We start from the raw sequence: 23,788 nt of genomic DNA, 5'->3' as shown, positions 1-23,788 counted from the left end.
CCACCCGCACACCCGCCGGGGCCGGCGACGGCTTCGCGCCGACTCCCGCTCCCCGAGCAGGGGTTGGAACCGGAGCCGGACGCGCTTCCGCGCCGCCCGACCGAACCCGGCGACACCGCCGACGTGCACGACGCCACCCCGTGCGTCCCCGGCCGGGCGCCGCACCCCGCGGGCCCGCGCCTGATCGGCCCCACCCTTCGCTCTGGCACCAGCGGCCCCAGCGCCACCTCCAGGCACCGTGCTGCGCACGAAACACGGCGCCCCCGCACAGCAGGAGAACCACCGTGACTCTCACCGGCGAGAACACCGTCCAGCAACTGCTGATCGACGGCACCTGGCAACAAGCGGCCGACGCGCACACCTTCGAGGCACGCGATCCCTTCACCGGCGACATCGCCTCCCAGGCCGCGGCGGCCCTCTCCGTGGACGTCCTGCGGGCGGTCGACGCCGCCGAGCGGGTCTTCCCCGCCTGGGCGGCACTGCCGCCCAACGAGCGGCGCCGCCTGCTGTGGGCGGCCGCCGACACGCTCGAGGCACGGGCCCCGGAGATCGCCGAGGCGATCACCGTCGAGATGGGCGCCCCCGCCGCCTGGGGCCACTTCAACACCACCACCCTCGCGGAGAAGTTCCGCTACGCGGCGAGCGCGGTCCACGACGGACTCACCGGCGAGCTCATCCCCTCCGAGGTGCCGGGCCGCACCTCCATCGCGATCCGCAAGCCGGTCGGCGTGGTCGCCTGCGTCGTCCCGTGGAACGCCCCGGCACTGCTGGTCGGCAACTCCGTCCCGTTCGCGCTGGCCGTGGGCAACACGGTGGTGATGAAGGCGTCCGAGCAGACCCCGCGCACGCACGGCCTGGTCGCCGAATGCCTCACCGAGGCCGGGCTGCCCCACGGGGTGTACAACCTCGTCACCAACGCGCCCGAGGACGGACCCGAGGTGGTGGAGGCGCTCATCGCGCATCCGGCCGTACGGCGGGTGCACTTCACCGGGTCGAGCCGGGTGGGACGCCTCATCGCGCAGCGGGCGGCCGCGCACATGAAGCAGGCGATCCTCGAACTCGGCGGCAAGGCACCCGTCCTGATCCTCGCCGACGCCGACCTCGACCGGGCGGTCAGCGCCACCGCCTTCGGGGCGTTCGCCAACTCCGGCCAGGCGTGCCTGTCCACCGAGCGCATCGTCGTCGACCGCGCCGTCGCCGAGGAGTTCACCCGGCGCCTGGCCGCCGTCGCCGCCGGCGTCACCTACGGTGACCCACGCGACCCGCGCACCGCGCTCGGCCCGGTCGTCGGACCGGACAGCATCGCGCGACTGTCCGACCTGGTCCTCGACGCCGTCGCGGGCGGCGCCCGGCTCCTGACCGGCGGCACGTCCGAGGGGCCGTGCTTCGCGCCGACCGTACTGGCCGACGTCACCCCGGACATGCGGGTCTACCGGGAGGAGTCCTTCGGCCCCCTGGTCAGCATCATCACCGTCGACGGACCCGAGGAGGCCCTGCGCGTCGCCAACGACAACGACTACGGCCTCACCTCGGCCGTCTTCACCCGGGACATCGCCCTCGCGCTCGACCTCGCCAAGCGCATCAACGCCGGCATGTGCCACATCAACGGCACCACCCTCGACGACGAACCCCAGATGCCCTTCGGCGGTGTCAAGAACAGCGGCTACGGCAAGTCCGGCGGCCACGCGGGCCTGGAGGAGTTCACCGAACTCCAGTGGATCACCATCGAAGGCTCCCAGCCGCCGCGTTACCCCATCTTCGAATGACCGACACCTTCGGAAGACCGACCGGGACGACCATGGAATCGACGACCGACAGCTACGACTACGTCGTGGTCGGCGGCGGGACGGCGGGCAGCGTGCTCGCCGCCCGGCTGTCCGAGCCCGGCGACGCCCGCGTCCTGCTCCTCGAAGCGGGTACCGCGCAGACCTCACCCGACATGAGCACACCGCCGGCCTGGCCGGCGCTGCTGCGGACGTCCGCGGACTGGGGGGACACCACCGTCCCGCAACGGGCCGGCGGTACCGGCGTGCTCCTGGGCCGCGGACGCACGCTCGGCGGCGGCTCCGCCATCAACGCCATGAACTTCGTCCGCGGCCACCGCTCCAGCTACGACGCGTGGGCCGGCACCGGCCTGGAGGAGTGGGGGTTCGACGGGCTGCTGCCCTACTTCAAGCGCAGCGAGAACACCTCGGGACGGGACCCGGCCCTGCGCGGGGTCGGCGGCCCCCTGACCGTCGGACCGCCCGACCCCCCGCACCCGGTCGTGGCGGCCATGCTCGAGGCCGCGGCCGAGACCGGTCACCCCCGGGCGACCGACATCAGCGGCGGCGCGGAGGAGGGCTTCGGCTGGTCCGACCTCAACATCGTCGGCGGCCGACGGCAGAGCGCCGCAGACGCCTACCTGGGCCCGGCCCTGCACCGCCCCAACCTGACGGTGGTGACCGGCACCCATGTGCGCCGGCTGCACATCAGCGGCGGGCGGTGCACCGCGGTGGAGTACGTCACCCGGCGCGGCAGGGCGGCGCTCGTCGGCTGCGCGGGCGAGGTCGTCGTCACGGCGGGCGCCATCGGATCGGCGCAACTGCTGATGCTCTCCGGCATCGGCCCCGCGGAGCACCTGCGCGGGACGGGCGTCGACGTCCTGGTGGACCTCCCGGGCGTCGGGTCGGACCTGCAGGACCATCCCATCGCCAACCTCGTCTACCGCTCGGCGCGTCCGGTCCCCGCGGGCGTCAACAACCACGGTGAGGCACTCGGCCTGGTGCGCAGCGCGGCCGCCCTCGACGGCCCGGACCTCCAGGTGCTCTTCGTCGACGCCCCGGGCCACGTCCCCTCCGCCGACGGCCCCGGCCCGGGCCAGGGGTACACCATCGCCGTCTCCGCGATCCTGCCCCACAGCCGCGGCAGCGTCCGCCTCGCGAGCACGGACCCCGACGTCCTGCCGCTCGTCGACCCGGACTACTACGCCGACGACCGGGACCTGGCCGCCGTGGTCGAAGGGCTGCGCCTGGCGCGGGAGATCGGTCAGGCGGACGCGCTCGGCGACTGGCGCGGGCACGAGGTCCTGCCGGGCCCGCAGGTCGCGGACGACGCCGGCCTGCGGGAGTACGCGCTCGGCGCCCTGTGCTCGTACATGCACCCCGTGGGCACCTGCCGCATGGGCGGACGGGACGACGCGGGCTCCGTCGTCGACCGGACGCTGCGCGTCCACGGCATCGACGGCCTGCGCGTCGCCGACGCCTCCGTCATCCCCTCGATCCCCTCCGCCAACACCAACGCGACGGTCTACGCGATCGCCGAACGGGCCGCCGAGCTGCTCCGCTCCTGACGGCGCGCCGTCCACGACGGCCGTCAGGGCGCCCCGGACCCCACGGGGCCGAGCCCGGGCGGCAGATGGCGGACGGCGACCGCCACGGCCTCCCGCGCCGTGGCCGTCACGGCGAGCACGCCCCCACCGGCGAGGTCCGCGCCGACGGTGAACTCGTCGGTGTCGTACGCCTTCAAGCGCGGCCCCACCACGGTCAGGCAGGGCCGGGTGGTGGTCGAGAAGCACAGCGCCCAGCCCGTCCTGAACGGGTACAGGGCCCGCAGCTCCGGCACGGCGTACGCCTCCTCGATCAGCGGCCGGTACCCGGGCACGGCCACCGTCCTTGCCTCCTTGCGCAGGCCGCGCCACTCGGAATCGGCCAGCAGCGCGGGGTCCCCGTCGGGCACCTCGAACCGGCCGGTCAGGAGCACGAAGGGCGCGGCCCGGCGGATGTCGCTCAGCGACGCTCCCTCGCACCACGCCCGCGCGGCCCTCACGAGCTGCCCGAACTCCCCTGCGGCGCCCTCCACGAGCGGCATCCCCTGCGCCGCGTCCGCACCGCGGATCCACCACCGCCGCCCGAACTCCGACGCGTCGACGCGCAGCGGGCCCCGGTGCGGCACCCTGCTCCCGACGAGGGCGCCCGTCAGCGGGTCGCCGGACGAGGCGGTCACGGGCAGGCGGAAGCCTCCCTGTTCGGCCCCGGCCCGGAGGGCGGCGGCGAGCCCGCCGCGCTCCGCGATGTCCGGATAGAGCTCTGCCGTGTCACGTTGCTGGGCCACGACCGCGGATTCTGCCGCAACGGGCCGTGAGGCGTGGAGAAGTGATCGCGCGCAAGCCTCGGTCACACACCCTGGGCGGGGACGGACTCACCCGTAAGTCGTTCGGCCTCCTGCCACAGCCGGGCCGCGGCGGATTTGTCGCGGCCGGGGCGCGGGAGGGGAACGGGCTTGGTCGGACCGATGAGTCCCCAGCGGGGACCGTAGTAGCCGCCGGGGGCGGCGCCGGGGTCGGATGCGGCGTACAGCAGGGGTTCGGCGCCCTGCTCGGGTCCCTGCGAGGGGACGATCCGGTAGGCCAGGGACTCGATCAGGCCCGGGCGGCCGCCGTTGAGGTTCGGGCCCGAGGTCGTCAGGTTGGTGCGTGTGTAGCCCGGGTGCGCGCCGGCCGAGAGCAGGGGCCAGCCGCGCTCTGCGGCAAGGTCGGCCAGGTGCGCCATCATCAGCAGGTCGGCCAGCTTCGACTGGGCGTACGCCCGGGTCGGGCTGTAGCGGCGGGCGGACTGCAGGTCGTCGAAGTCGATGCGCGCCCGGTTCGCCGTGCCGCTGCTCATGGTGGCGACACGCGGAGCGGGAGCGGCGAGCAGGAGCGGCAGCAGTCGGACGGTGAGTGCGAACGGGCCGAGGAAGTTGCCGGCCAGTTGCAGCTCGAAGCCGTCGACCGTGGCCGTGCGGGCGGGCACGTTCATCACTCCGGCGTTGTTCACCAGCACGTCCAGCGGTCGGCCGTCGGCGATCAGGGCGTCGGCGAACGCACGCACCGAGGACTGGTCCGCGAGGTCCAGGCGGCGGACCTCCGCCCGGGCGCCGGGGTGTGCGGCCGAGATCTCGGCCTTCGCCCGCTCTCCCTTGGCCTCGGTGCGCACCGCGAGGACGACGTCGGCTCCGGCTGCGGCGAGGCGCTTGGCCGTCTCCTTGCCCGTGCCGCTGTTCGCGCCGGTGACGACGGCGAGCCTTCCTCGCTGGTCAGGGACCTGGTACATGACGGACTCCAATAACGTACTGCCGGTATCTTGTCTCGGTCACCAACATAACGAACCGCCGGTCCGTTAGTAAAGTAACGCCGGTCCGTAAGATGAGGACGTGACCTTCCAGCGAGCCCGAACCGATGAGCAGCGCAACCAGCGGCGGCGGCAGATCCTCGACGCGGCGGACGCGATGCTCACCGAGATGACGGTGGCCGAACTCACCCTCAGCGCCCTGAGCCGCCGGGTCTGCCTCGCCAAGGCCAACGTGCTGCGCTACTTCGAGTCGCGCGAGGCGGTCCTGCTGGAGTTGCTGGAGACCCAGGTGGCCGACTGGATCGCCGAACTGGAACGCGAAGCCGTTCCCACCGGCGGCTCCGTCGAGGAGCGCGGGGCCCGGCTTGCCGAACTCCTGGCCGTTTCGATGGCACGCCGGCCCGTCCTGTGCGACCTGCTCAGCTCGCAGGCCTCGGTACTGGAACACAACATCTCCGCCGAGGTCGCGATCAAACACAAGCGCGCTGCTCGGGAATCCCTGGAAAGCCTGGTCGCGCTCGCCGCCCGGCACCTGCCGGAACTGGGCGACGACGGTGCCGCGGCCCTCGTGGAGACGACCCTGCTGATGGCCGTCGCAGCCTGGCCGTGCAGCCGCCCCCCGCAAGCCCTCCTCACCGCCTACGCCTCCGAACCCGCGCTGGCGGCCATGCGCATCGACTTCACCGACGCCGTGCGCCGGACAGCGGAAGTGACCGCCTCCGGCCTCCTGGCGCGCCGCAGAATTCCGGACGGGACCGTCGCCTGAACCCCGACCGTGCCGGCGTCACGCATCGGCCAGGTGGTGCCGCCCGAAGTCGTGGACGCCTGCTGCACGCGGCCCGCCGGACCGCGACGCGTAGGCTCGCATCGTGAACGAGCAGGGAACGGCCTCCGTGTCGACGTCCTGGCAGCGCATCGACGCGTGGCTTGCCGTCCGAGCCCCGGCCGCGCTCGCACGGCTCGGCCCTCCTGCCCCGCGTGACGAAATCCGGGAGGCCGAACGCGCGTTGGGAACGGCGCTCCCCGGCGAACTGGTCGAGTCGTTGTGCTGCCACGACGGGGCGACGGAGTGGTCGGGGCTGCTGCCGGAGGGTCAGTCCCCGCTCGCCGTCGCGGCGATCGTGGAGCACTGGCGCATGTGCATGCAGGTGGCCTCGGACGTCGACGGCCTGACCGCACGCCCCTGCGACGACGAACCCTGGTGGCACCCCCTCTGGGTCCCCTGGGCCGTGGGTGCCGACGGCACCGCCCAGGTCCTCGATCTGCGTCCTGGCCCCGGTCACGGCCGCCTCGGCTGGGCGGGACACGGCGGCTGCGGCGACTTCTCCGATGCGTCGCCAAGCCTGACGCGGTACCTGCACGACGTGGCGGAAGCCCTGCACCGGGGCGGCGACGTCGGCGGGATGTGCGCTGTACCGACGTCCGGCGGCGACCTGTGGTGGGCGGACGGCGGGGCCGTCGGCGCCGGGGGGCCGCGCGGCGCCGGTCAAGTGGAGTAGAGGCTCCCGATGTTGTCATGGAGCTGGGTGGCCAGTGGCGGTGCGGTGTAGGTGTCCGTCATGACCTCGATGTAGCAGCCGGTGCCGGACTCCGCCGCCGTGCGCATCGCCTGGTCGAGTTCGGCGAGGGTCGAGACGCGGGCGGTGAACCAGTCCTCGCAGCCCAGGGCCTCGGGGAGTGCGGAGTAGCGCCAGTTGGCGAGGTCGTTGTAGGCGATGTCGGGATGCTTGCAGAGCAGCCGCTCGATCAGGTAGCCGTGGTTGTTCAGGACGAACACCACCGGCCGCAGCCCGTAGCGCCCGAACTGGCTGATCTCCTGCGCGGTGAGCTGGTGCGAGCCCTCGCCCGTGATGAGGACGACGCGCCGGCCGTCCCCGGCGGCGGCGACGGCCGCGCCGACCGCGGCGGGGGTGGCCCAGCCGATCGAGCCCCACAGGGTCTGGTTGTGGAAGGTCGCTCCGCTGGGCAGCTTGGCGAACGCCAGGCCCATGGAGGCGGTTCCGGTCTCGGCGACCAGGATGTCGTCCGGCTGGAGGAAGTCCTCCCAGCGGGGGTAGAGGTTCTCGGCGGTGATGGAGTCGCCGCCGCTGCCGCCCGCCGGGCCCATGCGGGTCACCTCGGCCTCGATGTGCGGCCACTGCCTGCGCGGCAGCTGTGCGGCCAGGGCGGGGAGGAGGTCCTTCATCTCCACGCTCTGGTAGGTCATGCCGTCGACGCTCACGTGGTGGTGGCGGATGTCGATCGTACGACCGGGGTCGAGGTTGGCCGTGAACGCGCCGCTGTTGAAGTCGTGCATCAGCGCACCGATCAGGACGACGACGTCGCTGCCCTCGACGAAGCGGCGGACGCTCTCGTTCATGAGCTTGCCGTCGTACATGCCGGAGTAGGCGGGCTGTTCCTCGTTCAGGACGCCCTTGTCGGCCATCATCGTGGCGAAGGGCATCCCGGTGGCGTCCAGGAAGCGCTGGACCTCGTCCGCGAGACCGGAGCGGGCGGTCAGCACGCCGGGGAGGGCGCACGCGCTGTTCGCCCGGCCCAGCATGTCGGCGATCGCCTGCACGGCGGCGTCCAGCTGTGCGGGGTCGCTCGCGGGCGCGGGGATCGGCTGGGCCGACCCGACCACCGGCATCTCGGCGAGGTCGGCGGGGAAGGCCATGTAGACCGGGCGGCGGTGGTGGAACGCCGCCGCGATGAGGCGCTCGGTCTCTGACGCGACGTTCTGCGGCGTCATGACGGCGCTCGCGCACACCACGGGCTCCGACATCTTGAGGAAGAGGCCGAACTCCCCGTTGCCCAGGGTGTGGTGGACGATCGAGTGGTGCGCCTGGACGGGCATCTTGGGCATGCCCACCAGGTGGAACACCGGCAGGTGGTCGGTGTACGCGCCGGCGATGGCGTTGATCGCGCTGAGTTCCCCGACCCCGTAGGTGGTGCACACCGCGCCCACACCGTGGACGCGGGCGTAACCGTCGGCGCTGTAGCCCGCGTTGAGCTCGTTGCAGCTGCCGATCCACTGCATGTCCGGGTGCTCGGCGATGGCGTCGTTGACGGGGAAGGCGTAGTCGCCCGGGACACCGAAGACATGACGCACACCGATGTCGCGCAGCCGGTCCAGGACGTGCTGGATGACGGTGGTGGACATGAGGAGGTTCCTTTCCTGGTCACGGCACCACCGCCCCGGCGGCGCGGAACGGCGACGGGCGTCACGGGAAGCGGTCACCGCCGGCGCCGGAGGGGCAACAGCCGGACATTTCACCCCCGGAACATGCTGTCCGCATCCCGCCATGGGTGCAACCGGAGCGACCACCCCCATGAACTGCACGAACTGTCACGAGGGCCCGGCGGATCGGCCGATACCCTCACCCCATGGCCGACACGACTCCGCCCCGGCGCAGACCTGCCGTCTCCGTGCTCGTCGTCTGGCCAGTGCTCTCACTCGCCGGATGGGGCGCGGCCCGCCTCCTCGGCGGCCCGGAGGACCTCGTCAACTCCGTCGTGAAGGTGGGCACGCTCATGGCTGCGGTCGCGGCAGTGGACAGCACGCGCCGCGGGTGGCAGCGCCGCCGCACCGGGTAGCCGCCGCAACCGTCTTTCCCGCAGCGGGCGTTCGGGCCGCCTACCGCGGGGTGTCGCGGTGGCGCAGTGGGGCCGGCAGGGCGTCGGGGGCCGCGTCGACGTCGTGGTCGGCCGCGTCTGCGTCGTGGCCGCCCGTGCCGGCGGCGCGCTGGGTGCCGATCATGTCGAGGAGGACCATGGCGTCGTGGTCCGGGCTCCCCTCCTCGGCGTAGTAGACGACGAGCCGGTGCCCGGGGGTGCCGTCCAGTTGCATCGGCTGGTAGCCGAGGGTGAGGTCGCCGACCTCGGGGTGCCGGAAGTGCTTGGTGCCGGGGCGGTGCGGCCGGACGTCGTACCGCTCCCACAGACGGGCGAAGTCGTCGCTCTTCAGCAGCAGTTCGCCGACGAGCCGGGCCAGGTCCGGCGCGTCGGGGTCGATGCCGGCCAGCGCCCTGAGGCGGGCGACACAGCCGCGGATGCGGGTCTCCCACTCGGGGAACAGCTCGCGGGCGGCGGGGTGCAGGAAGTAGTAGCGGGCCAGGTTGCGCCGCGTGGCCGGCCAGTCCTCGATGCCCGCGTAGAGGTACAGGCCCGCGGGGTTCGCGGCGAGCACGTCCAGGGTGCGGCTGAGGACGTACGCCGGTGCGGGCCGCAGGCTCTCCAGCATGAGCCGGACTCCGGGCCGCACCGCGCGGCTGGGCACGGCGGGCGGCTCGGCGGCGCTGCGCGTGGCCCGTGCGGCCAGCCGGCGCAGGTGCTCGTGCTCGTCACCGTCCAGGAGCAGCGAACGGGCGAGGGAGTCGACGACGGCGGGGCTCGGACGGGTCTCCTTGCCGCGTTCCAGTCGCGTGTAGTAGTCGATGCTGACCCCGGCGAGGGTCGCGAGCTCCTCGCGGCGCAGCCCCGGGGTGCGGCGGAATCCCGGGCCCTCCGGGAGGCCGACCTGCTCGGGGGTGACCTGGGTGCGGCGGGCGCGCAGGAACCCCGCCAGGTCGTTGCTCTGCTGGTCAGGGCTCATTCGCCCAGTGTGCCAGCCGGCCGGCGCGGACGAGGCGGACGTGGGGGGCCGTACCGCACCCCCGAACACCGCTCCCCGTCGCGGCGCGCCCTGCCACGGCGTCCGCCGCGGCGGGAGGGTGGCGGAGCAGCACGGGCAGCCGCCCCGGGCGGCACACCGTTCACGGACTGTGACCGAGCAGCCCGTCCCGTTCGACACGAAGGCAGGACACAGCATGCGCACCACCACCCTGGGCACCCACGGACCTGAGGTCGGCGTCATCGGCCTGGGCGCCATGGGAATGAGCTTCGCCTACGACATGGCCGCCCCTCGTGACGAGGCCACCTCCGTCTCCGTCGTCCACCAGGCCCTGGACCTGGGCGTGACCCTGATCGACACGGCCGACGTCTACGGCCCGTACACCAACGAGGAACTCCTCGGCCGGGCCCTGGCCGGGCACCGCGAGCGCGCGGTCCTCGCCACCAAGGCGGGCATGGAGTGCCTCGACCCCACCGGCGGCCCCGGCGGCTCCCCGCTGGTCAGGCCCAACGGCCGGCCCGAACACATCCGCGCGGCCATCGACGCCAGCCTGCGCCGCCTGGGCACCGACCACGTCGAGCTCTACCAGCTGCACCGCGTCGACCCCGACGTCCCGCTCGAGGAGACCTGGGGCGCCATGGCCGAGGCCGTCGCCGCGGGCAAGGCCCTCCACCTGGGCCTGTCCGAGGTCGGCGTCGACCAGATCCGGCGCGCCCAGGCCGTCCACCCGGTCACCACCGTGCAGTCCGAGTTCTCCCTGTGGACCCGCGACGTGCAGGCCGAGGTCCTGCCCTACTGCGAGCGGCACGGCATCGGCCTGCTGCCGTACTCGCCGCTGGGCCGCGGCTTCCTCGCCGGCCGCTTCGCCTCCTTCGACGAGCTGCCGCAGGACGACCAGCGCCGCCGCCTGCCGCGCTTCCAGCAGGACAACCTGCGGGCCAACCTGGACATCGCCGCCAAGGTCCGCGAGGTCGCCGACCGGTCCGGGGCCACCCCCGCGCAGGTGGCCCTCGCCTGGCTCGGCGCCCAGGGCCCGCACGTCGTCCCCATCCCCGGCACCAAGACCCCGAAGTACCTCGCGGACAACGCGGCCGCCGCGGACGTCCGGCTGTCCCCGGCCGACCTCGCCGACCTCGACGCCATCCAGCCTCCCGTGGGCGCCCGCTACTGAGCGGAGCAGGGCGCGTCAGTGGTGGTGGCCGCGCCGGCCGAGGGTCTCCACGGGGCCGGCGCCGGGGCGGGTCCACTGCGGTACGGGCCGGCTGGCCGGGCCCCACGTGGCGTTGCCGTCGGCGTCCGAGCGCCAGGACCAGCACGCGGCGCCGCCCTCGGGCCGCCCCGCGGGGTTGTCCTCCCACGCCTCGCGGCGGCCGTACGGCGTCATGTCGAGCAGGCCGAGGGAACCGTTGACCCGCTCGTTCCCCCGGCCCGTCGTGGAGTAGGTGAGGAACACGCGGTCGCCGTCGCGCAGGAAGGAGGTGATCTGCCCCATGCCGTCGCCGACCGAGCCCTGCACGTCGCGCACCGAGTACCAGGGCTGGGTGTAGCCCATGAACGCGACGTAGGAGGCCACCTCGTCCCAGCGGCCGGTGGTCAGGACGGCGAACGAGACGCCGCGGGCGTTGAGGTAGACGGCGTCCTTGAGGTGCCAGGCCGTGGTGGTGCAGCCCTCGCACTGCCCTTGGTGCGGCGCGCCGTCGTACCACATGTGCTTGTAGACCACGAGCTCGTCGCGGCCCTGGAACAGGTCGAGGAACGGCACCGGGCCGTCGGCCCCGTCGACCTCGGCCGTCCCGTCGAGCTCCACCATCGGCAGCCGGCGCCGGGCCGCGGCCAGGGCGTCGCCCTCGCGGGTGTGGGCCTTCTCGCGGACCAGCAGCTCGTCACGGGCGGCCTGCCAGGTGGCCGGGTCGACCACGGGCGGGCGGCCGGGCGCCGCGGTGGTCGGGTCGTCGGGCGTGGTCGTCATGGAGGTCTCCGTGGTGTCTCGTGCCGGACGGTGCCGTACGGCCTTCCGGGGCCGTCACCACTGTGGACCCGTGCCCGGGCCGGAACTCATCGCCCTCTGCGGTGACGACCGTCGGCCTCCCCGGGCCCCGTGGCTGCCCGCCGGACGGCGCAGGGCCTTCGGCACGGCGTGGTCAGCCGCGGAACAGCAGCACGATCGTGCCCAGCACCACGCCGAGGACGACCGCGGCGACGCCGTTGCCCACCCGGTGCGCCCGCACGCCGGGCACGTGACGGTCCAGCGCGAAGCGGCCGGGCCCGACGACGGCGAGGACGACGGCCACCGCGGCGATGAGGAGTTCGTACTCCACCCCGGCCGGGGCGAAGAACCCGCCGCTCCACTTCAGCGCGATGGCGTTGGCCATGACGCCGAGCACCGCCGCCGCGGCGAGCGGGGTCAGCAGCCCGACGGTCAGGCCCAGGCCCCCCAGCACCTCGCTGAGCCCGGCCATCACGGCCATCGCCTTGCCCGCCGGGTACCCGGCCGAGGTGAAGACGCGTCCGGCGCCGTCGAGGCCCACCCCGGAGAACCAGCCGAACAACTTCTGCGCTCCGTGGCTCGCCATCGTCAGCCCGAGCACCAGCCGCAGGAGCAGCAGCCCGGCGTCGTGGACGTACGGCGGGACGCCGTGCTCGTCGAGCGCGTGGGAGCCGGAGCGGGACAGTGTGCCGAGGGGGGAAGCGGACATGTCTGGGGCCCTTCGTGGGGATGCCGTGCGCGGCCTGCGAGCCGGACGTCGCGACGGCGGCTCACCGCGCGGCCGGTCACGCCTCACGCCAGCAGCGTGACCCGACGCGGCGCCGTCCGGCGCGCGGCACGCCGGACGTTAGGTCCATGGGGGTCGCATGCCGTGCCACCGATGGCCCCCTCCGCGCCCCGGCAGGGTCTTCCGGTGGCGTCCGGGAGACGCCGCTGCCCACGATCGCCGCCGCGCGGCGGACACCGGACCGGGGATGAAGGACGCCTGCGCCGTCCGGCCGACGGCGGCCCCGTGACGGGGTACGGCGCGGGCGAGTCGGGTGACGTGGAGAGCGGGGCGGAGCGGGGGCGGTTAGCCTGAGCCGGCCAGGAGCCCGGTCGGCGTCGGGAGCAGCGCGTGGCGAGACTGGGAACGTGGAAGCGGCCGGGACGGCGGAGCCGCCTGATCCCGGCCACCCTGCTGTCCTTCGCCCTGCTGATCGACTTCGTCACCCCCCGCACCGTCAGCGCCGCCGCCCTCTACGCGGCCGCGATCCTGGCGGCCGCGCCCCTGCTGTCCCTGCGCGGCACGATCCTCACCGGGGTGAGCGCGCTCGTCCTCGACTGGGGCATGTTCCGGTATTTCGGCTACCGCGAGAGCGCGGTCGCGGTGAGCGAGCTGGTCATGGTCGCGACCGTGACCGTGGTCGCCGTCCTCCTCAACCGGCTCCTCCACCACCGCGAGCGGCAGCTGCGGTCCGCGCGCGACATCGCCGCCGCCGTCCAGCGCGCCGTCCTGCCCGCACCGCCGGAGCGGATCGGCCCGCTGCGCTTCGCCGCGCGGTACGAGGCGGCCCAGACGGACGCGCGGATCGGCGGGGACCTGTACGCCGTGGTCGACACCCCGTTCGGGGTGCGCTGCGTCATCGGCGACGTGCGCGGCAAGGGGATGGGGGCGGTCAGGGCGGTCTCCGTCGGCGTCGGCGCCTTCCGCGAGGCGGCCCTCCAGGAGCCCAGCCTGACCGGGCTCGTACGGCGGCTGGAGCAGGCCGTCACCCTCGAGGCACGGCAGTCGGGCACGCTGACCGAGCTCGAGGGCTTCGTCACCGGCGTGCTGGCGGAGTTCCCCCGCGGTGGGGACGAGGTACGGCTGATCAACCGCGGCCACCCGGCGCCGCTGCTCTTCCTGGGCGACACCGTGCGCTACGTCGAACCCGCCCGGCCGGGCCTGCCCCTGGGTCTCGCCGCCCTCGGCGAGGGCCCCGGCACCGTCGACACCCTGCCGTTCCCCGAAGGGGCCACCCTGCTGCTCTACACCGACGGACTCACCGAGGCCCGCGACGCGGCGGGCACCTTCTACGACCCCGTCGCCGGCTGCACGGGCCGCCGGCACCCCGGCCCGGACGCCCTCGTGGACGCCCTGCTCGCCGACCGGCACCGGCACACGGGCGGCCGGCGGACCGACGACACGGCACTGCTGGCCGTCACCCACGCGTCCGCGGCCGAGCGGACCACGAACGGCTGAGCCTCCGTCACCTTTGGCGCACGCGTAGTCGAGGGGGCCGGCCCGGAACACGTCGTCGGGCGGATCACCGGACGCGGCACGCACGACCAACTGCTCGCCCCCCGGGGCAGATACGCGGCCCTGGTGCGCCGTGACACCGAACTCGCCCCTACGGCATGATCGTTGCCCATGGGACCACTCGACGGTGCGGACCTGCCGGGCTACCGGCAGGTCGCCGAGCACGCCTGGGCCGATGACCACGGCGATGTGATCAGCCTGCACTTCTTCGACCTGCCTCCGGACATACCGGCGCCCCTGGAGGAGCCGGACCGGCTGCGACAGGCACTCGCCCGCTTCACGGCCGACGCGGGCGGCGGCCTCATCGAGGCCGACGTCGTCCGGGTCGCCGGACTGCCGGCGCTGCGCCAGGTGCTCAAAGTGCCGCTGCCGGACCGGCCGAGAGGCCAGGCGTTCCTGGGCACGTACACCGTGCCGCGCGCGGCCTGCAGCGCGGTGGTCAAGGTGCAGGCCTTCGAGGACGGCGTCACCGGGATGCGCGAGGCCATGGTCCTCGCCGAACTCGGGCCCGAGCAGTACTTCCTGGAGCATCCCTACGCGCCCGGGCTGCGCGACGGGCTCCCCTTCCACCGCGCCGACGCCGAGGAGTACGACGCGCGCTTCCCCGGCCACCCGCTCACCCGGGTACGGACGGCGCTCGCCCACCTCGCCGGGACCCTGGGCGCCGAACCCGGCTTCGCGGCGCTCCCGCCCTTCACCGGCCCCGCCCGCCGCGGCCTCCTGGGACGGCTGACCAAGCGCACGCGCCGGGACCGGTGATCCGGTAGCGGCGGTGTTCGGCCGGGCGGGGTTCCGGCCGCCGCCCGGGATAGGTTCTCCGCATGGACGACGCTGAGCTCGCCTCACTCCTTGCGGGATGCTCCGATTGGCCCTATCCGGGCGAGTGGCAGGGTGCGCCCTTCTCCGAGCGCACGGTCGAGGACGTCCGTTACGCCGTCGTGGCGCTCGACCCGGGCGTGAGCGCGATCGGCCTGCGACGCACCGACGGCTCGCTGTGGCTGCTGGGGAACGACGGTACGGCGCGCCTGCTGAACTCGGGCCACGAGGAGTTCGTGGCGTTCTGCCGGGCCTACGAGCAGGCCGCCCATGAGGCGGAGCGGTACGAGGCGCCGGAGGACGACGACTCCGACGAGGCCCTGGAACGTGCGATGCGTGACGCCGACGCCCTGACCGACGCGCTGGTCGAGCGCTTCCGCGCGGTCGACGCGGCGGCGGTCTCCGACGAGAACTCCTACTGGCACATCGCGGCCGAGGAACTCGGCTACTCCATGGACGCCTGACCCCGGCACCGCAGCGCTCGACGGCTTGATAGGCAAGTCGTCACTTGCCTATGCTCGGACCATGGCAGAGGATGTCTTCAAGGCACTGGCCGACCCCACCCGCCGACGCATCCTGGACGAGCTGGTGGAACGGGACGGCCAGACGCTGTTCGAGATCTGTGGACGGCTTGCCCTGAAGCACGGCCTCGGGCTGTCCCGCCAGGCGGTCAGCCAGCACCTGGCCGTGCTCGAGACGGCGGGCCTGGTGCTCACGCGGCGCCAGGGCCGGTACAAGTACCACGACCTGAACACCGAACCCCTTGAGCGCATCGTGACGCGGTGGCTCAGGCCCGACGCACCGGAGCGCACCCCATGAGGATCCACCTGTCCAGCGTCTTCGTCGACGACCAGGAGAAGGCGCTGCGCTTCTACACCGACGTGCTGGGCTTCGTGAAGAAGCACGACGTCCCGCTCGGCACGGACCGGTGGCTGACGGTGGTCTCCCCGGAGGACCCGGACGGGACGGAGCTGCTGCTCGAGCCCTCCGGCCATCCCGCGGTGAAGCCGTACAAGTCGGCGCTGGTCGAGGACGGCATCCCGGCCACCTCCTTCGCCGTGGACGACGTGCGGGCGGAGTTCGAGCGGCTGCGCGGGCTCGGGGTGTACTTCACCCAGGAGCCCGTCCGAATGGGCCCGGTCACGACCGCCGTCCTGGACGACACGTGCGGCAACCTGATCCAGATCGTGCACAGCGACGACGCCGCGGGCTGACCGGGAGGCCGGCCGCGGTCCGCCCCGGGAACGGCCCGGCGGTCACGCCCCCACGTTCGCCGAGGAGTCCGACGTCGCGAGACCCAGCGCCCCGCGTCTCCCGACGACGGCCTGCTGTACGCCCACGGCCGGAGCTGCCAGCATGATCCGGTCGATCGGGAACCGCACACGGGGGTTGATGTGTTCCATCGCGCACTGCGGCGCGCTCTGTTGGGCGGCGTCGCGTCCGTCCTCGTCCTGAGCGGCTGCTCGGCCGGCCCGGTGGCCGCCCGGCAGCCGGAGGCGGCTACGGCCCGCGCCACGCCCCGTTCGGCGGCGCCCGCCCCGCCGGTCGCGTCCGCCGCGTCCTGGCAGGATCCGGCGGAGGGGCTGACGGATGCCAGGATCTGGGTGTCGACGGGACGGCGCAGCGGCGGCCTGGAGCAGGCGCTGCCCGCGAAGCCCCCGGGCGGGACGGTCTACGTGGCGACGCAGTGCCAGGGCACGGGAACGCTCACCGTCGACGCGGGCCGCTACGGCACGTTCACGGAACATTGCTCCGGCCGGCCGGACGGCAGCCTCAACGGCGCCGCGATGACCACCGCCAAGGCCGCAACCCGGCTCAAGGTCACCGCGAGCCCGGGCGTCACCTGGGCGGTGGCGGTCGGCTGGGACCAACACGCCGAGGCGCCACCGGAGTAGCACCCTCGCGGCGGAGACGCTGCGCCGCTCCGGCCGGTGGGCCTCGCGGCCGGGTGGCCGGGTGGCCGGCTACCCCACCGGCCCGAGGTGGCCCTCGAGCACGGTGACGGGGATCGGCGGGCGGTCCCAGAGGGCGAGGATCTCGTTGGCCAGGTCCACCACGGGGAGCGGGTGCCGGTCGCCGTGCACCTCGATGGCCGCGGCCAGCAGGCCGCGCGGGACGGCCCCGGCGTCCAGCAGGACGCGCCAGTGCTCCGGGCCGAGTTCGAGGTACTCCAGTCCGGTCAGCCCGGCGATCTCCAGCGGATCGGCGAGCGTGCCCGGGTAGGCCGTGAGGGCCCGCAGGCGGGGCAGTCCGACGACCGGGGCGAGGCTCAGCGGCTCGCCCTCCCGGACGCCGATGTACAGGACCTCGAGCCCGGGGTGTGCGGCGGCCGCGACGCTGCCCAGGCTCCCGGTGTTGACCCAGGCCACGGCCTCGGGCTCGCCCGTCCGCTGTTCACCGGTGTGGGTCGGACGCCGGTCCGCGACCATGTCGGTGAGGGAGTCGGCGACCAGCCCGGCGCCGACGTTCTCCTCGTGGCTGAGGATGACGACCTGTCCCCTGTGCCCGCGCGGACCCGGTGTCAGGTCGACCGCGATCCGGTCGCCGCCGCCGTTGTCGCCGAAGGCGATCCAGCCGGGCGAGCCGACCACCCCCTGCACGGCGGCGTCGGGCGCGGTGACCACCGCCTCGATCGCGGCGAACTCCCAGGGACACGGGCGTGAGGCCGCGTCGGCGACGTAGAGGTCGTCGAGCGACAACAGCTCGCAGCCGACCGCCCCGAAGACCCGCTTCGCCGCCTCGTAATCGTCGGCCCAGTCCTCCCACCGGGCCCGCGTCACGCGGTACAGCGCCTTGAGTTCGTCGGGCAGCACGACGCCCAGGCGCTGCTCCACCTCGGCGATCTCCGCCTCGGTGGCACCGATGGCGTCGGGGATCCGCTCGCGGAGCGTACGCTCCAGCCACGCCGGATCTGCCGTCGGGGACGCAACCGCCTCCGGCGCCGGCTCGGGAAGGCGGCGCCAGGGCTCCGGGACCGCGTCCTCGACCAGGACGAGCGCACCCGGGTGCGCACCGCCGATCCCGGTCTCCACGGCGGGACTTGAGCCGTGCAGGTACAGGACGGTCCTTCCGTCCGGCTCGATCTCGGCGGTGAACGGGACGTCCTCCACACCGGCGTCCGCCAGGGCGCTCCGCACCCGCTCCACCGCGTCGAACTCGTCCTGCACGTCCTCGATCTGGAGGGCCCGTCCCGGCGCCGGCAACCTGGGCGGCATCGGCACGCTCCACGATCCGCGGCCGATCCGGCCCGCCACGTGGCCACCCGGTGCCGCGAGCCGCTCCGCGTTGCCGGCCCGCAGGACCCTCAGCAGGGGCTCCCAGGTCGTGAAGTCGTGGATCGAGGACAACTGCGGCCTCCGGTGGCGCTGGTGAACGTGACGGAACGTGCTGTCCTGGCCGATGCTAGGCGCCACCACCGACACCGACACCGGCCCGTCCCCGTCCCCGTCCCCGTCCCCGACGGCCGGCGAGAGCCACCCCGGCCCCCGCGGGTCGTCGCGGGCGACCGTCAGGCACACGCCCCGGAGTACTTGTCCCGGCTGTCCTCCGCGGGCGCGGTGACGCGGACGCCGAGGAGGCGTCCGGCGGAGTTCACCCGCACCTCCAGCGACGTCACGGCCGCCATGCGGTCGTCGCGGTACGGGTAGGTGACGGTCCACGTCTCGCCGGGGCCGTCGTCGGCACGGAGCACCGCGGGCCGCTCGGTGCCGGCGGTGGGATAGCGCGCGGCCACGTAGCGGCCGGCGGTCCGCTCGGCGGCGGCCGCGTCGTGCACGGGACCGGCGGCGCCCGGGATGGGCCTGCCCACGGCCGGGGCCTCGGTCCGCGGCCCCATCGACACGTCGACCCGGTACCCGTCCGGGTCGGGCCAGCGCATGAAGGCGACGCCGTCCGGCTCCAGCTCGGCCCAGACCTCCTCGTTCACGCCGTCCATACCGCACGGCGTGTTGTCCGAGACGCGGGCGATCCTGACGTCGTCGCCCAGCGCCTCGCGGACCGCCTCCCCGATCACGGCGCGCTGTTCCGCCGACGCCTGCCTGTTCGGCTCGGCGTGGTCCACCACGCGCACGTCGACGACGGTCGACAGCACGCAGGCGACGGCGACGAATCCCGACCCGGTCACGGCCAGGAAGCCGCGGTGACGTGTGGGCCAGGCCGGCAGCCCCCGTCCGACGAGGCGGAGGGACAGCAGCCCGGCCCCCACGCCCGCGGCGGCGCCCAAGACGTTGGTGACGAGGTCACTGGTGTCGCAGTAGCGGCCGATGACGGGAAGGCACGCCTGGACGGTCTCGATCCCGCAGGCCAGGAGGACGGACAGCAGCAGCGGCGGCACCGGCCGCCGGGCTGCGCGGACGCCGAGGAATCCGATCGGCACGAACAGGGCGACGTTCATCCAGCCCTGGGTCGTCCCGAACGACTCCCACACGTCCTTGCTCACCGTGCACCTCACCCCGCCAGTGCCGACGGGTCTCAGCCAGAGCGTCAGGAACAGGGCGGCCGTCGTCGTCGCCGCCCAGGCCCCGTAGGTCCAGGGCCGGTCGGAACGGCCCCGCAGGGCGGTCGCGACGACCCCCAGCACGGCGGCGGAGACGAGGGCGACGAGCAGGAGGTACAACATGTGCCCTCCGAAGACGAGAGCGAACAATGCCGTGCCTTTCGAGCGCGAGGGGACCGGTCGACGGCACGCTTGCCGCGGCGCGTCGGCGATCACCCTCGCGCCCGCACGTCATGGGCCCTGGCTCAACGGATGACCAAGCTGTAACAGCCCCTCTCCGCCGGTCCGGGACCGCCTGGGACCTCGCGCTCCCGCCCTACGGCCGCGGCGCGGGTTCCGTCGCCTCGGGAAAGCCCAGCGCGTCCAGCAGCGCGTGGAGGAGGTCCTCCACGAAGGTCTCCGCCGAGCGCAGCAGCTCGCGGGCCCTTGACGGCGGACGGGCGGAGTGCTGACCTGCGCGGACTTCAGCGAGAGCGGCAACAACGCACCCCATGGCTGTGCCCAGGGACCGCCCTACCGCCTGCGCTCAACCCGAACCTGAACCCGAACCGGGGCCGGAGGAGTCGCGGCCGGGGGCGGCGCTCGTCGTCACATGCCGGAAACGTACCCAGCGGTGGTACGCCAGTAGGGTCCCCGCATGCTGCTTTTCCATTTCACGCGGCCGGGGCTGTGGCCGCTGATCTTGGCAGACGCGGAGATCCGGGCGACCTGGCCGGAGGGGCCGGACGCCGTAATGGAGCCGGCGCGGACCGTGCACCTGACCGCGGATCCGAGCCCGGGGTCGCTGCCCGGGCCGTTCCGCGACCGGACGGTGCGGATCACGGTGGAGGTCCCGGTGCCCGAGGCACAGCGGTGGCATGCCTGGGCCGGTACCAAGCTGCCCGCCGGGTCGGCCGAGGCGCTCGCGGCGACCCTCTTCGACGGGCGTCCGGACGATTGGTTCGTGGTGGAGCGGGCGATCCCGTCGGCGGAGTGGGTGTCGGTGGTCGACCTGGGCGTGATGGCGCCGCTCTGGCCGCGTTCGTAGCCGCGAGGGCGCCGCGCCGTCACACGGGCCCGTCACCACGTCGTGGGCCCGGCGCCGCGCCACTCGACGAGGTCGCTGTCGTACAGGTCCCCCAGGCGCATGCGGAGCCCGGCGCGGCGGACCAGCGCGAGGACGTCGCGGGGTCCGTGGGCGAGGCCGAGGATCCTGCCGTCGCACCGCACCCGGCGGCCGCCGCTGCCCGACGGCGGGTAGACGATCACTCGGCATGGCACCAGCCCAGCCTGGCCCCGCCCGCGCGGGGCCGCATCCCGGCGGAGTAGCCGGACGCGCGCCGCCGCCCCGCAGGGCTTACCAATGGAGGGACGAGGCAGGACACCCGGGGGCCGGAGAAAGTGGCTGGGCATGCGCGTTGTCGTCGATCTCACCCGTTGCCAGGGCTATGCGCAGTGCGTGTTCCTCGCGCCCGACGTGTTCGAACTGCACGGCCCGGAGGCACTGCTGTACAACCCGGCGGTCCCGGAGGACCAGTACGCACGCGTGCGCCAGGCCGCCGCGGCGTGCCCGGTCCAGGCGATCCTGGTGGGCGAGGGGGTGAGCGCCGGTGCCCGGTGACCTCCGTGAGGGGCGGATCGTCGTCGTCGGCGCGTCCCTGGCCGGTCTGAGGGCCGCCGAGGCGCTGCGCGAGAAGGGCTTCACCGGTTCGCTGACCGTGGTCGGGGACGAGCCCCACCCGCCGTACGACCGGCCTCCGCTGTCCAAGCACGTGCTGCTCGGCAAGGGGCGGGCGGACGCCACCGGGCTGCCGATGCGCCGTGACCCGGAGGCGGAGTGGCGGCTGGGCGTGCCCGCCACCGGGCTGGACGCGGTGGGCAAGCGGGTCCTGCTGGGCGACGGCTCGTCGCTCCCGTTCGACCGGCTGCTGATCGCGACCGGTACGCGGGCGCGGCCCTGGCCGGTTCCCGAGGAGGCGGCCCTCGACGGGGTGTTCACGCTGCGCACCAGCGACGACGCCGCGGGGCTGGCCGAGCGGCTGGCGGCCGGGCCGCGCCGGGTGCTGGTGATCGGGGCGGGCTTCACCGGTTCGGAGATCGCGTCGGTGTGCCGGGAGCGGGGTCTGGAGGTCACGGTCACCGAGCGCGGACCCGCCCCGCTGGTGGGCGCGCTCGGCGGGACGCTGTCGAAGCTCGCGGCCGCCATGCAGCGGGCGCACGGCGTGGACCTGCGCTGCGGCGTGACCGTCACCTCGCTGCGCGGCAACGGCAGGTTCACCGGCGCGGACCTGTCGGACGGCACCCGTGTCGACGCCGACGTGTGCGTCGTCGCCATGGGCGCGGTGCGCAACGTGGAGTGGCTCGCGGAGTCGGGCCTGGCCGCGGATCCGCGCGGGATCGCCTGCGACGCGGGCTGCCGGGCGTTCGACATGTACGGCATCGTCACGGACGACGTGTTCGTGGCAGGTGACGTCTCGCGCTTCCCGCACCCGCTGTACGAGTACCAGTTGCTCTCCCTCGAGCACTGGCGCAACGCGGTGGACCAGGCCGAGGTGGCCGCGCACAACATGGTCAGTCCCGGGCCGCAGCGGCGTCCGCACCTCGCCGTCCCGACGTTCTGGTCGAGCCAGTTCGGCCACAACATCAAGTCGGTGGGGGTCCCGACCTTCTCCGACGAGGTGGTCATCGCCCAGGGTTCGCTGGAGGAGCGGCGTCTGGTCATGGTCTACGGCTACCGCGGCCGGGTGACCGCCGCGGTCACGGTCGACATGGCCAAGTCGCTGGAGTACTACGAGCGCCTCATCGAGGCGGCCGCCCCGTTCCCGCCCCCGCCGGGGGCCGCGGACCGGCGTGCGGCGGCCGAGGTCCCGCTCCCCTCCGACGTGCCGGACCCGAGCAGGCTCTCGCACGGTCCCACCGTCGCGCTCACCGGGTACCTGCCGGACCGGCGGCTGGTGCTGGCGCGGCCCACCGGGTGACCCGCCCCCCGCCCATCCGGCAGGACCCCACGAGGACCCACGAGGAGCCACCCCGCATGACCGCCGAGACCCTGCTGGAACGCATCACCGACTACGCCAGCCGCCCCGACCCGTACCCGCTGTACGCGGAACTCCGCGAGGCCGGGCCCGTGGTGCGGCAGGCGGACGGCAGCTACCTGGTCGGCACGTACCACGAGGTCGTGGGCCTGCTCCACGACCCGAGGCTCAGCGCGGACCCCCGCAACCGCACCACGCCGGCCCCGGAGGCGGTGGAGGAGACGCGGCACCTGCCGTTCCTGCGGCTGGACGATCCCGAGCACCACCGGCTGCGCACCCTGGCCATGCGGCCGTTCGGCCCGCCGCACAGCCCCGGCCGGGTCGACGCCATGCGCGACGAGATCACCCGGGTCACCCGGGAACTGGTCGACGGGCTCAGGGGCCGCGAACACGTCGACATCGTCGACGACCTCGCCTATCCCCTGCCGGTCACGGTCATCTGCCGGGTGCTGGGTGTCCCGCGCGAGGACGAGCCCCGGTTCCGGGAGTGGACCGACCAGCTCGTCGCCTCCGCCGACATCAGTCCCGGCGAGGACAGCGCCGCGCGGGCCGAGGCGGGCCGCCAGGCCCGGATCGCGATGGGCGCCTACCTGCTCGGTCTCGCGGAGGAGCGCCGCGGCCGGCCCACCGGCGACCTGCTCTCGGACTTCGTCAACGAGCCCGATCCGCAGCTGCGGCTCACCGACGAGGAGCTGGCGGTGACCGCGATCCTGCTGCTCATCGCGGGGCACGAGACCACGGTCAACCTGATCACCAACGGTGTGCTCACGCTGCTGCGCCACCCGGACCAGCTGGAACGGCTGCGCCAGGAGCCGGAACTGATGCCGGAGACGGTGGAGGAGCTGCTGCGGTACGAGCCGCCGGTGCACCTGCGCGAGCGCGTCCCGCTGGCCGACGTGGAGATCGCGGGCACCGTCATCCCGAAGGGGACGTCGGTGATCCTCGCGCTCGCCTCGGGCAGCCGCGACCCACTGCGCTTCAAGGACCCCGAGCGGTTCGACCTCGCCCGCAAGGACAACGAGCACATCGGCTTCGGCAGCGGCGTCCACTTCTGCTACGGCGCCCCGCTCGCCCGCATCGAGGCCCAGACGGCGCTCGGCGCGCTCCTGCCCGGACTCGGCACGGCGACCCTACTGCAGGACCCGCCGCCCTACCGCCGGAACGCCATGCTGCGCGGGCCCCGTCACCTCCTCGTCGGCTTCTGAGGCCGGCCGGACGGTCCCTCCATCACAGCCGAAACCGGACCCGGGCAACAATTCGGCGGCGCGCCGGAATTCGCGCGTCATCGCGCCGTAGCGGCACATGGAATTTCCGTGCCACTGCGCATTGTCGGTGGCACGGATTTCCGTCGGGAATTCGTGGAGGTTGACTCGACGGGGTTGTCAATGTCTCCGGCGCGTAACCGCCTTCCGGCCGGATCGTCACGAGGGGCTTTGTGGCTGGCATTGCGTCAGGCCGACTTGTCAGGGTGGTGGTCGTGACGGGGAAGAGCCCCGCCACGAATGGGAAAGTAG

Annotated in this window: 25 protein-coding genes; 16 read left to right on the top strand and 9 right to left on the bottom strand. The window is 73.8% G+C overall.

From position 1 onward, the window contains the following. Positions 1 to 284 precede the first annotated feature (284 nt). A complete protein-coding gene (locus tag ABZ479_RS27700; protein WP_500464082.1) occupies positions 285 to 1,766 on the top strand; it encodes an aldehyde dehydrogenase in 1,482 nt (493 codons plus the stop codon). Positions 1,767 to 1,798: 32 nt separating this feature from the next. After that, on the top strand, positions 1,799 to 3,331 hold the full coding sequence (locus tag ABZ479_RS27695; RefSeq protein WP_500464081.1) for a GMC family oxidoreductase: 1,533 nt from the start codon (positions 1,799 to 1,801) through the stop codon (positions 3,329 to 3,331). A 23-nt stretch (positions 3,332 to 3,354) separates the two neighbouring features. Here ABZ479_RS27695 and ABZ479_RS27690 read toward each other — a convergent pair whose 3' ends face one another. Both ABZ479_RS27690 and ABZ479_RS27685 read right to left on the bottom strand, forming a co-directional pair. Beyond that, a complete protein-coding gene (locus ABZ479_RS27690) occupies positions 3,355 to 4,092 on the bottom strand; it encodes a DUF6193 family natural product biosynthesis protein (RefSeq protein WP_500464080.1) in 738 nt (245 codons plus the stop codon). A gap of 62 nt (positions 4,093 to 4,154) precedes the next feature. Then, complete coding sequence (locus tag ABZ479_RS27685) at positions 4,155 to 5,072, bottom strand: SDR family oxidoreductase (protein ID WP_500464079.1); 918 nt, start codon at positions 5,070 to 5,072, stop codon at positions 4,155 to 4,157. A gap of 100 nt (positions 5,073 to 5,172) precedes the next feature. On the opposite strand from ABZ479_RS27685, the gene ABZ479_RS27680 reads away from it, so the two are divergent. Both ABZ479_RS27680 and ABZ479_RS27675 read left to right on the top strand, forming a co-directional pair. Further along, the gene (locus ABZ479_RS27680; protein ID WP_500464078.1) at positions 5,173 to 5,856 is read left to right on the top strand and encodes a TetR/AcrR family transcriptional regulator; all 684 of its coding nucleotides are present in this window, start codon (positions 5,173 to 5,175) and stop codon (positions 5,854 to 5,856) included. Between the two features lie 103 nt (positions 5,857 to 5,959). Further along, positions 5,960 to 6,589 carry an SMI1/KNR4 family protein gene (locus tag ABZ479_RS27675; RefSeq protein ID WP_500464077.1) on the top strand — a complete coding sequence of 210 codons (630 nt, stop codon included), beginning with the start codon at positions 5,960 to 5,962 and terminating at the stop codon, positions 6,587 to 6,589. Here ABZ479_RS27675 and ABZ479_RS27670 read toward each other — a convergent pair. Next, entirely contained in the window at positions 6,577 to 8,232 is a 1,656-nt protein-coding gene (locus ABZ479_RS27670; protein ID WP_500464076.1) for an alpha-keto acid decarboxylase family protein, read from the bottom strand. The genes ABZ479_RS27675 and ABZ479_RS27670 overlap by 13 nt on opposite strands. Positions 8,233 to 8,456: 224 nt before the next feature. On the opposite strand from ABZ479_RS27670, the gene ABZ479_RS27665 reads away from it, so the two are divergent. Further along, positions 8,457 to 8,666, top strand: a complete 210-nt coding sequence (locus tag ABZ479_RS27665; protein WP_500464075.1) for a hypothetical protein — start codon at positions 8,457 to 8,459, stop codon at positions 8,664 to 8,666. 40 nt (positions 8,667 to 8,706) lie between these two features. Here the strand turns inward: ABZ479_RS27665 and ABZ479_RS27660 are convergent, their stop codons facing one another. After that, positions 8,707 to 9,663: a helix-turn-helix transcriptional regulator gene (locus ABZ479_RS27660; RefSeq protein ID WP_500464074.1), complete on the bottom strand. Its 957-nt coding sequence runs from the start codon at positions 9,661 to 9,663 to the stop codon at positions 8,707 to 8,709. Between the two features lie 214 nt (positions 9,664 to 9,877). Here ABZ479_RS27660 and ABZ479_RS27655 point away from each other — a divergent pair, with 214 nt between their 5' ends. Beyond that, the gene (locus ABZ479_RS27655) at positions 9,878 to 10,852 is read left to right on the top strand and encodes an aldo/keto reductase (protein WP_500464073.1); all 975 of its coding nucleotides are present in this window, start codon (positions 9,878 to 9,880) and stop codon (positions 10,850 to 10,852) included. A gap of 15 nt (positions 10,853 to 10,867) precedes the next feature. Here ABZ479_RS27655 and ABZ479_RS27650 read toward each other — a convergent pair whose 3' ends face one another. After that, positions 10,868 to 11,650 carry a DUF899 family protein gene (locus tag ABZ479_RS27650; protein WP_500464072.1) on the bottom strand — a complete coding sequence of 261 codons (783 nt, stop codon included), beginning with the start codon at positions 11,648 to 11,650 and terminating at the stop codon, positions 10,868 to 10,870. A gap of 172 nt (positions 11,651 to 11,822) precedes the next feature. Further along, positions 11,823 to 12,377 carry a DoxX family protein gene (locus tag ABZ479_RS27645; protein ID WP_500464071.1) on the bottom strand — a complete coding sequence of 185 codons (555 nt, stop codon included), beginning with the start codon at positions 12,375 to 12,377 and terminating at the stop codon, positions 11,823 to 11,825. 408 nt (positions 12,378 to 12,785) lie between these two features. On the opposite strand from ABZ479_RS27645, the gene ABZ479_RS27640 reads away from it, so the two are divergent. The 6 genes from ABZ479_RS27640 to ABZ479_RS27615 all read left to right on the top strand — a co-directional run bounded on the left by ABZ479_RS27640 (position 12,786) and on the right by ABZ479_RS27615 (position 16,660). Next, positions 12,786 to 13,892 carry a PP2C family protein-serine/threonine phosphatase gene (locus ABZ479_RS27640; RefSeq protein ID WP_500464070.1) on the top strand — a complete coding sequence of 369 codons (1,107 nt, stop codon included), beginning with the start codon at positions 12,786 to 12,788 and terminating at the stop codon, positions 13,890 to 13,892. A gap of 168 nt (positions 13,893 to 14,060) precedes the next feature. After that, positions 14,061 to 14,708 carry a hypothetical protein gene (locus tag ABZ479_RS27635; RefSeq protein WP_500464069.1) on the top strand — a complete coding sequence of 216 codons (648 nt, stop codon included), beginning with the start codon at positions 14,061 to 14,063 and terminating at the stop codon, positions 14,706 to 14,708. Between the two features lie 62 nt (positions 14,709 to 14,770). After that, positions 14,771 to 15,229, top strand: coding sequence for an SUKH-4 family immunity protein (locus tag ABZ479_RS27630; protein WP_500464068.1), 459 nt, complete (start codon positions 14,771 to 14,773; stop codon positions 15,227 to 15,229). A 61-nt stretch (positions 15,230 to 15,290) separates the two neighbouring features. Then, the gene (locus ABZ479_RS27625; protein ID WP_500464067.1) at positions 15,291 to 15,584 is read left to right on the top strand and encodes an ArsR/SmtB family transcription factor; all 294 of its coding nucleotides are present in this window, start codon (positions 15,291 to 15,293) and stop codon (positions 15,582 to 15,584) included. After that, complete coding sequence (locus ABZ479_RS27620; RefSeq protein ID WP_499600574.1) at positions 15,581 to 15,979, top strand: VOC family protein; 399 nt, start codon at positions 15,581 to 15,583, stop codon at positions 15,977 to 15,979. The genes ABZ479_RS27625 and ABZ479_RS27620 overlap by 4 nt, the downstream gene beginning before the upstream one ends. A gap of 180 nt (positions 15,980 to 16,159) precedes the next feature. Further along, positions 16,160 to 16,660: a hypothetical protein gene (locus tag ABZ479_RS27615; protein ID WP_500464066.1), complete on the top strand. Its 501-nt coding sequence runs from the start codon at positions 16,160 to 16,162 to the stop codon at positions 16,658 to 16,660. Positions 16,661 to 16,729: 69 nt separating this feature from the next. Here ABZ479_RS27615 and ABZ479_RS27610 read toward each other — a convergent pair whose 3' ends face one another. Together ABZ479_RS27610 and ABZ479_RS27605 are read right to left on the bottom strand one after the other, a co-directional pair. Beyond that, positions 16,730 to 18,112, bottom strand: a complete 1,383-nt coding sequence (locus tag ABZ479_RS27610) for an SMI1/KNR4 family protein (RefSeq protein ID WP_500464065.1) — start codon at positions 18,110 to 18,112, stop codon at positions 16,730 to 16,732. Positions 18,113 to 18,273: 161 nt separating this feature from the next. Beyond that, entirely contained in the window at positions 18,274 to 19,383 is a 1,110-nt protein-coding gene (locus ABZ479_RS27605; protein WP_500464064.1) for a VanZ family protein, read from the bottom strand. Positions 19,384 to 19,897: 514 nt separating this feature from the next. On the opposite strand from ABZ479_RS27605, the gene ABZ479_RS27600 reads away from it, so the two are divergent. Beyond that, positions 19,898 to 20,287, top strand: a complete 390-nt coding sequence (locus ABZ479_RS27600; RefSeq protein WP_500464063.1) for a hypothetical protein — start codon at positions 19,898 to 19,900, stop codon at positions 20,285 to 20,287. Between the two features lie 32 nt (positions 20,288 to 20,319). Here the strand turns inward: ABZ479_RS27600 and ABZ479_RS27595 are convergent, their stop codons facing one another. Then, complete coding sequence (locus ABZ479_RS27595) at positions 20,320 to 20,520, bottom strand: hypothetical protein (protein ID WP_319135553.1); 201 nt, start codon at positions 20,518 to 20,520, stop codon at positions 20,320 to 20,322. 130 nt (positions 20,521 to 20,650) lie between these two features. Between ABZ479_RS27595 and ABZ479_RS27590 the strand changes: the two genes are divergently transcribed. The 3 genes from ABZ479_RS27590 to ABZ479_RS27580 are packed head-to-tail and all read left to right on the top strand — an operon-like array spanning position 20,651 to position 23,479. Further along, complete coding sequence (locus ABZ479_RS27590; RefSeq protein WP_499600585.1) at positions 20,651 to 20,860, top strand: ferredoxin; 210 nt, start codon at positions 20,651 to 20,653, stop codon at positions 20,858 to 20,860. Beyond that, positions 20,850 to 22,217 carry an NAD(P)/FAD-dependent oxidoreductase gene (locus tag ABZ479_RS27585; protein WP_500464062.1) on the top strand — a complete coding sequence of 456 codons (1,368 nt, stop codon included), beginning with the start codon at positions 20,850 to 20,852 and terminating at the stop codon, positions 22,215 to 22,217. Before ABZ479_RS27590 ends, ABZ479_RS27585 begins: the two co-directional genes overlap by 11 nt. Positions 22,218 to 22,273: 56 nt before the next feature. After that, on the top strand, positions 22,274 to 23,479 hold the full coding sequence (locus ABZ479_RS27580; RefSeq protein ID WP_500464061.1) for a cytochrome P450: 1,206 nt from the start codon (positions 22,274 to 22,276) through the stop codon (positions 23,477 to 23,479). Positions 23,480 to 23,788 lie beyond the last annotated feature (309 nt).

Origin of the sequence: Streptomyces sp. NPDC005722 (assembly GCF_040630935.1) — a bacterium.
In the GTDB taxonomy this organism is placed as follows: domain Bacteria; phylum Actinomycetota; class Actinomycetes; order Streptomycetales; family Streptomycetaceae; genus Actinacidiphila.
The sequence above is the reverse complement of the archived record's forward strand: the minus strand, read 5'-3'. Positions and strand labels throughout refer to the sequence as shown.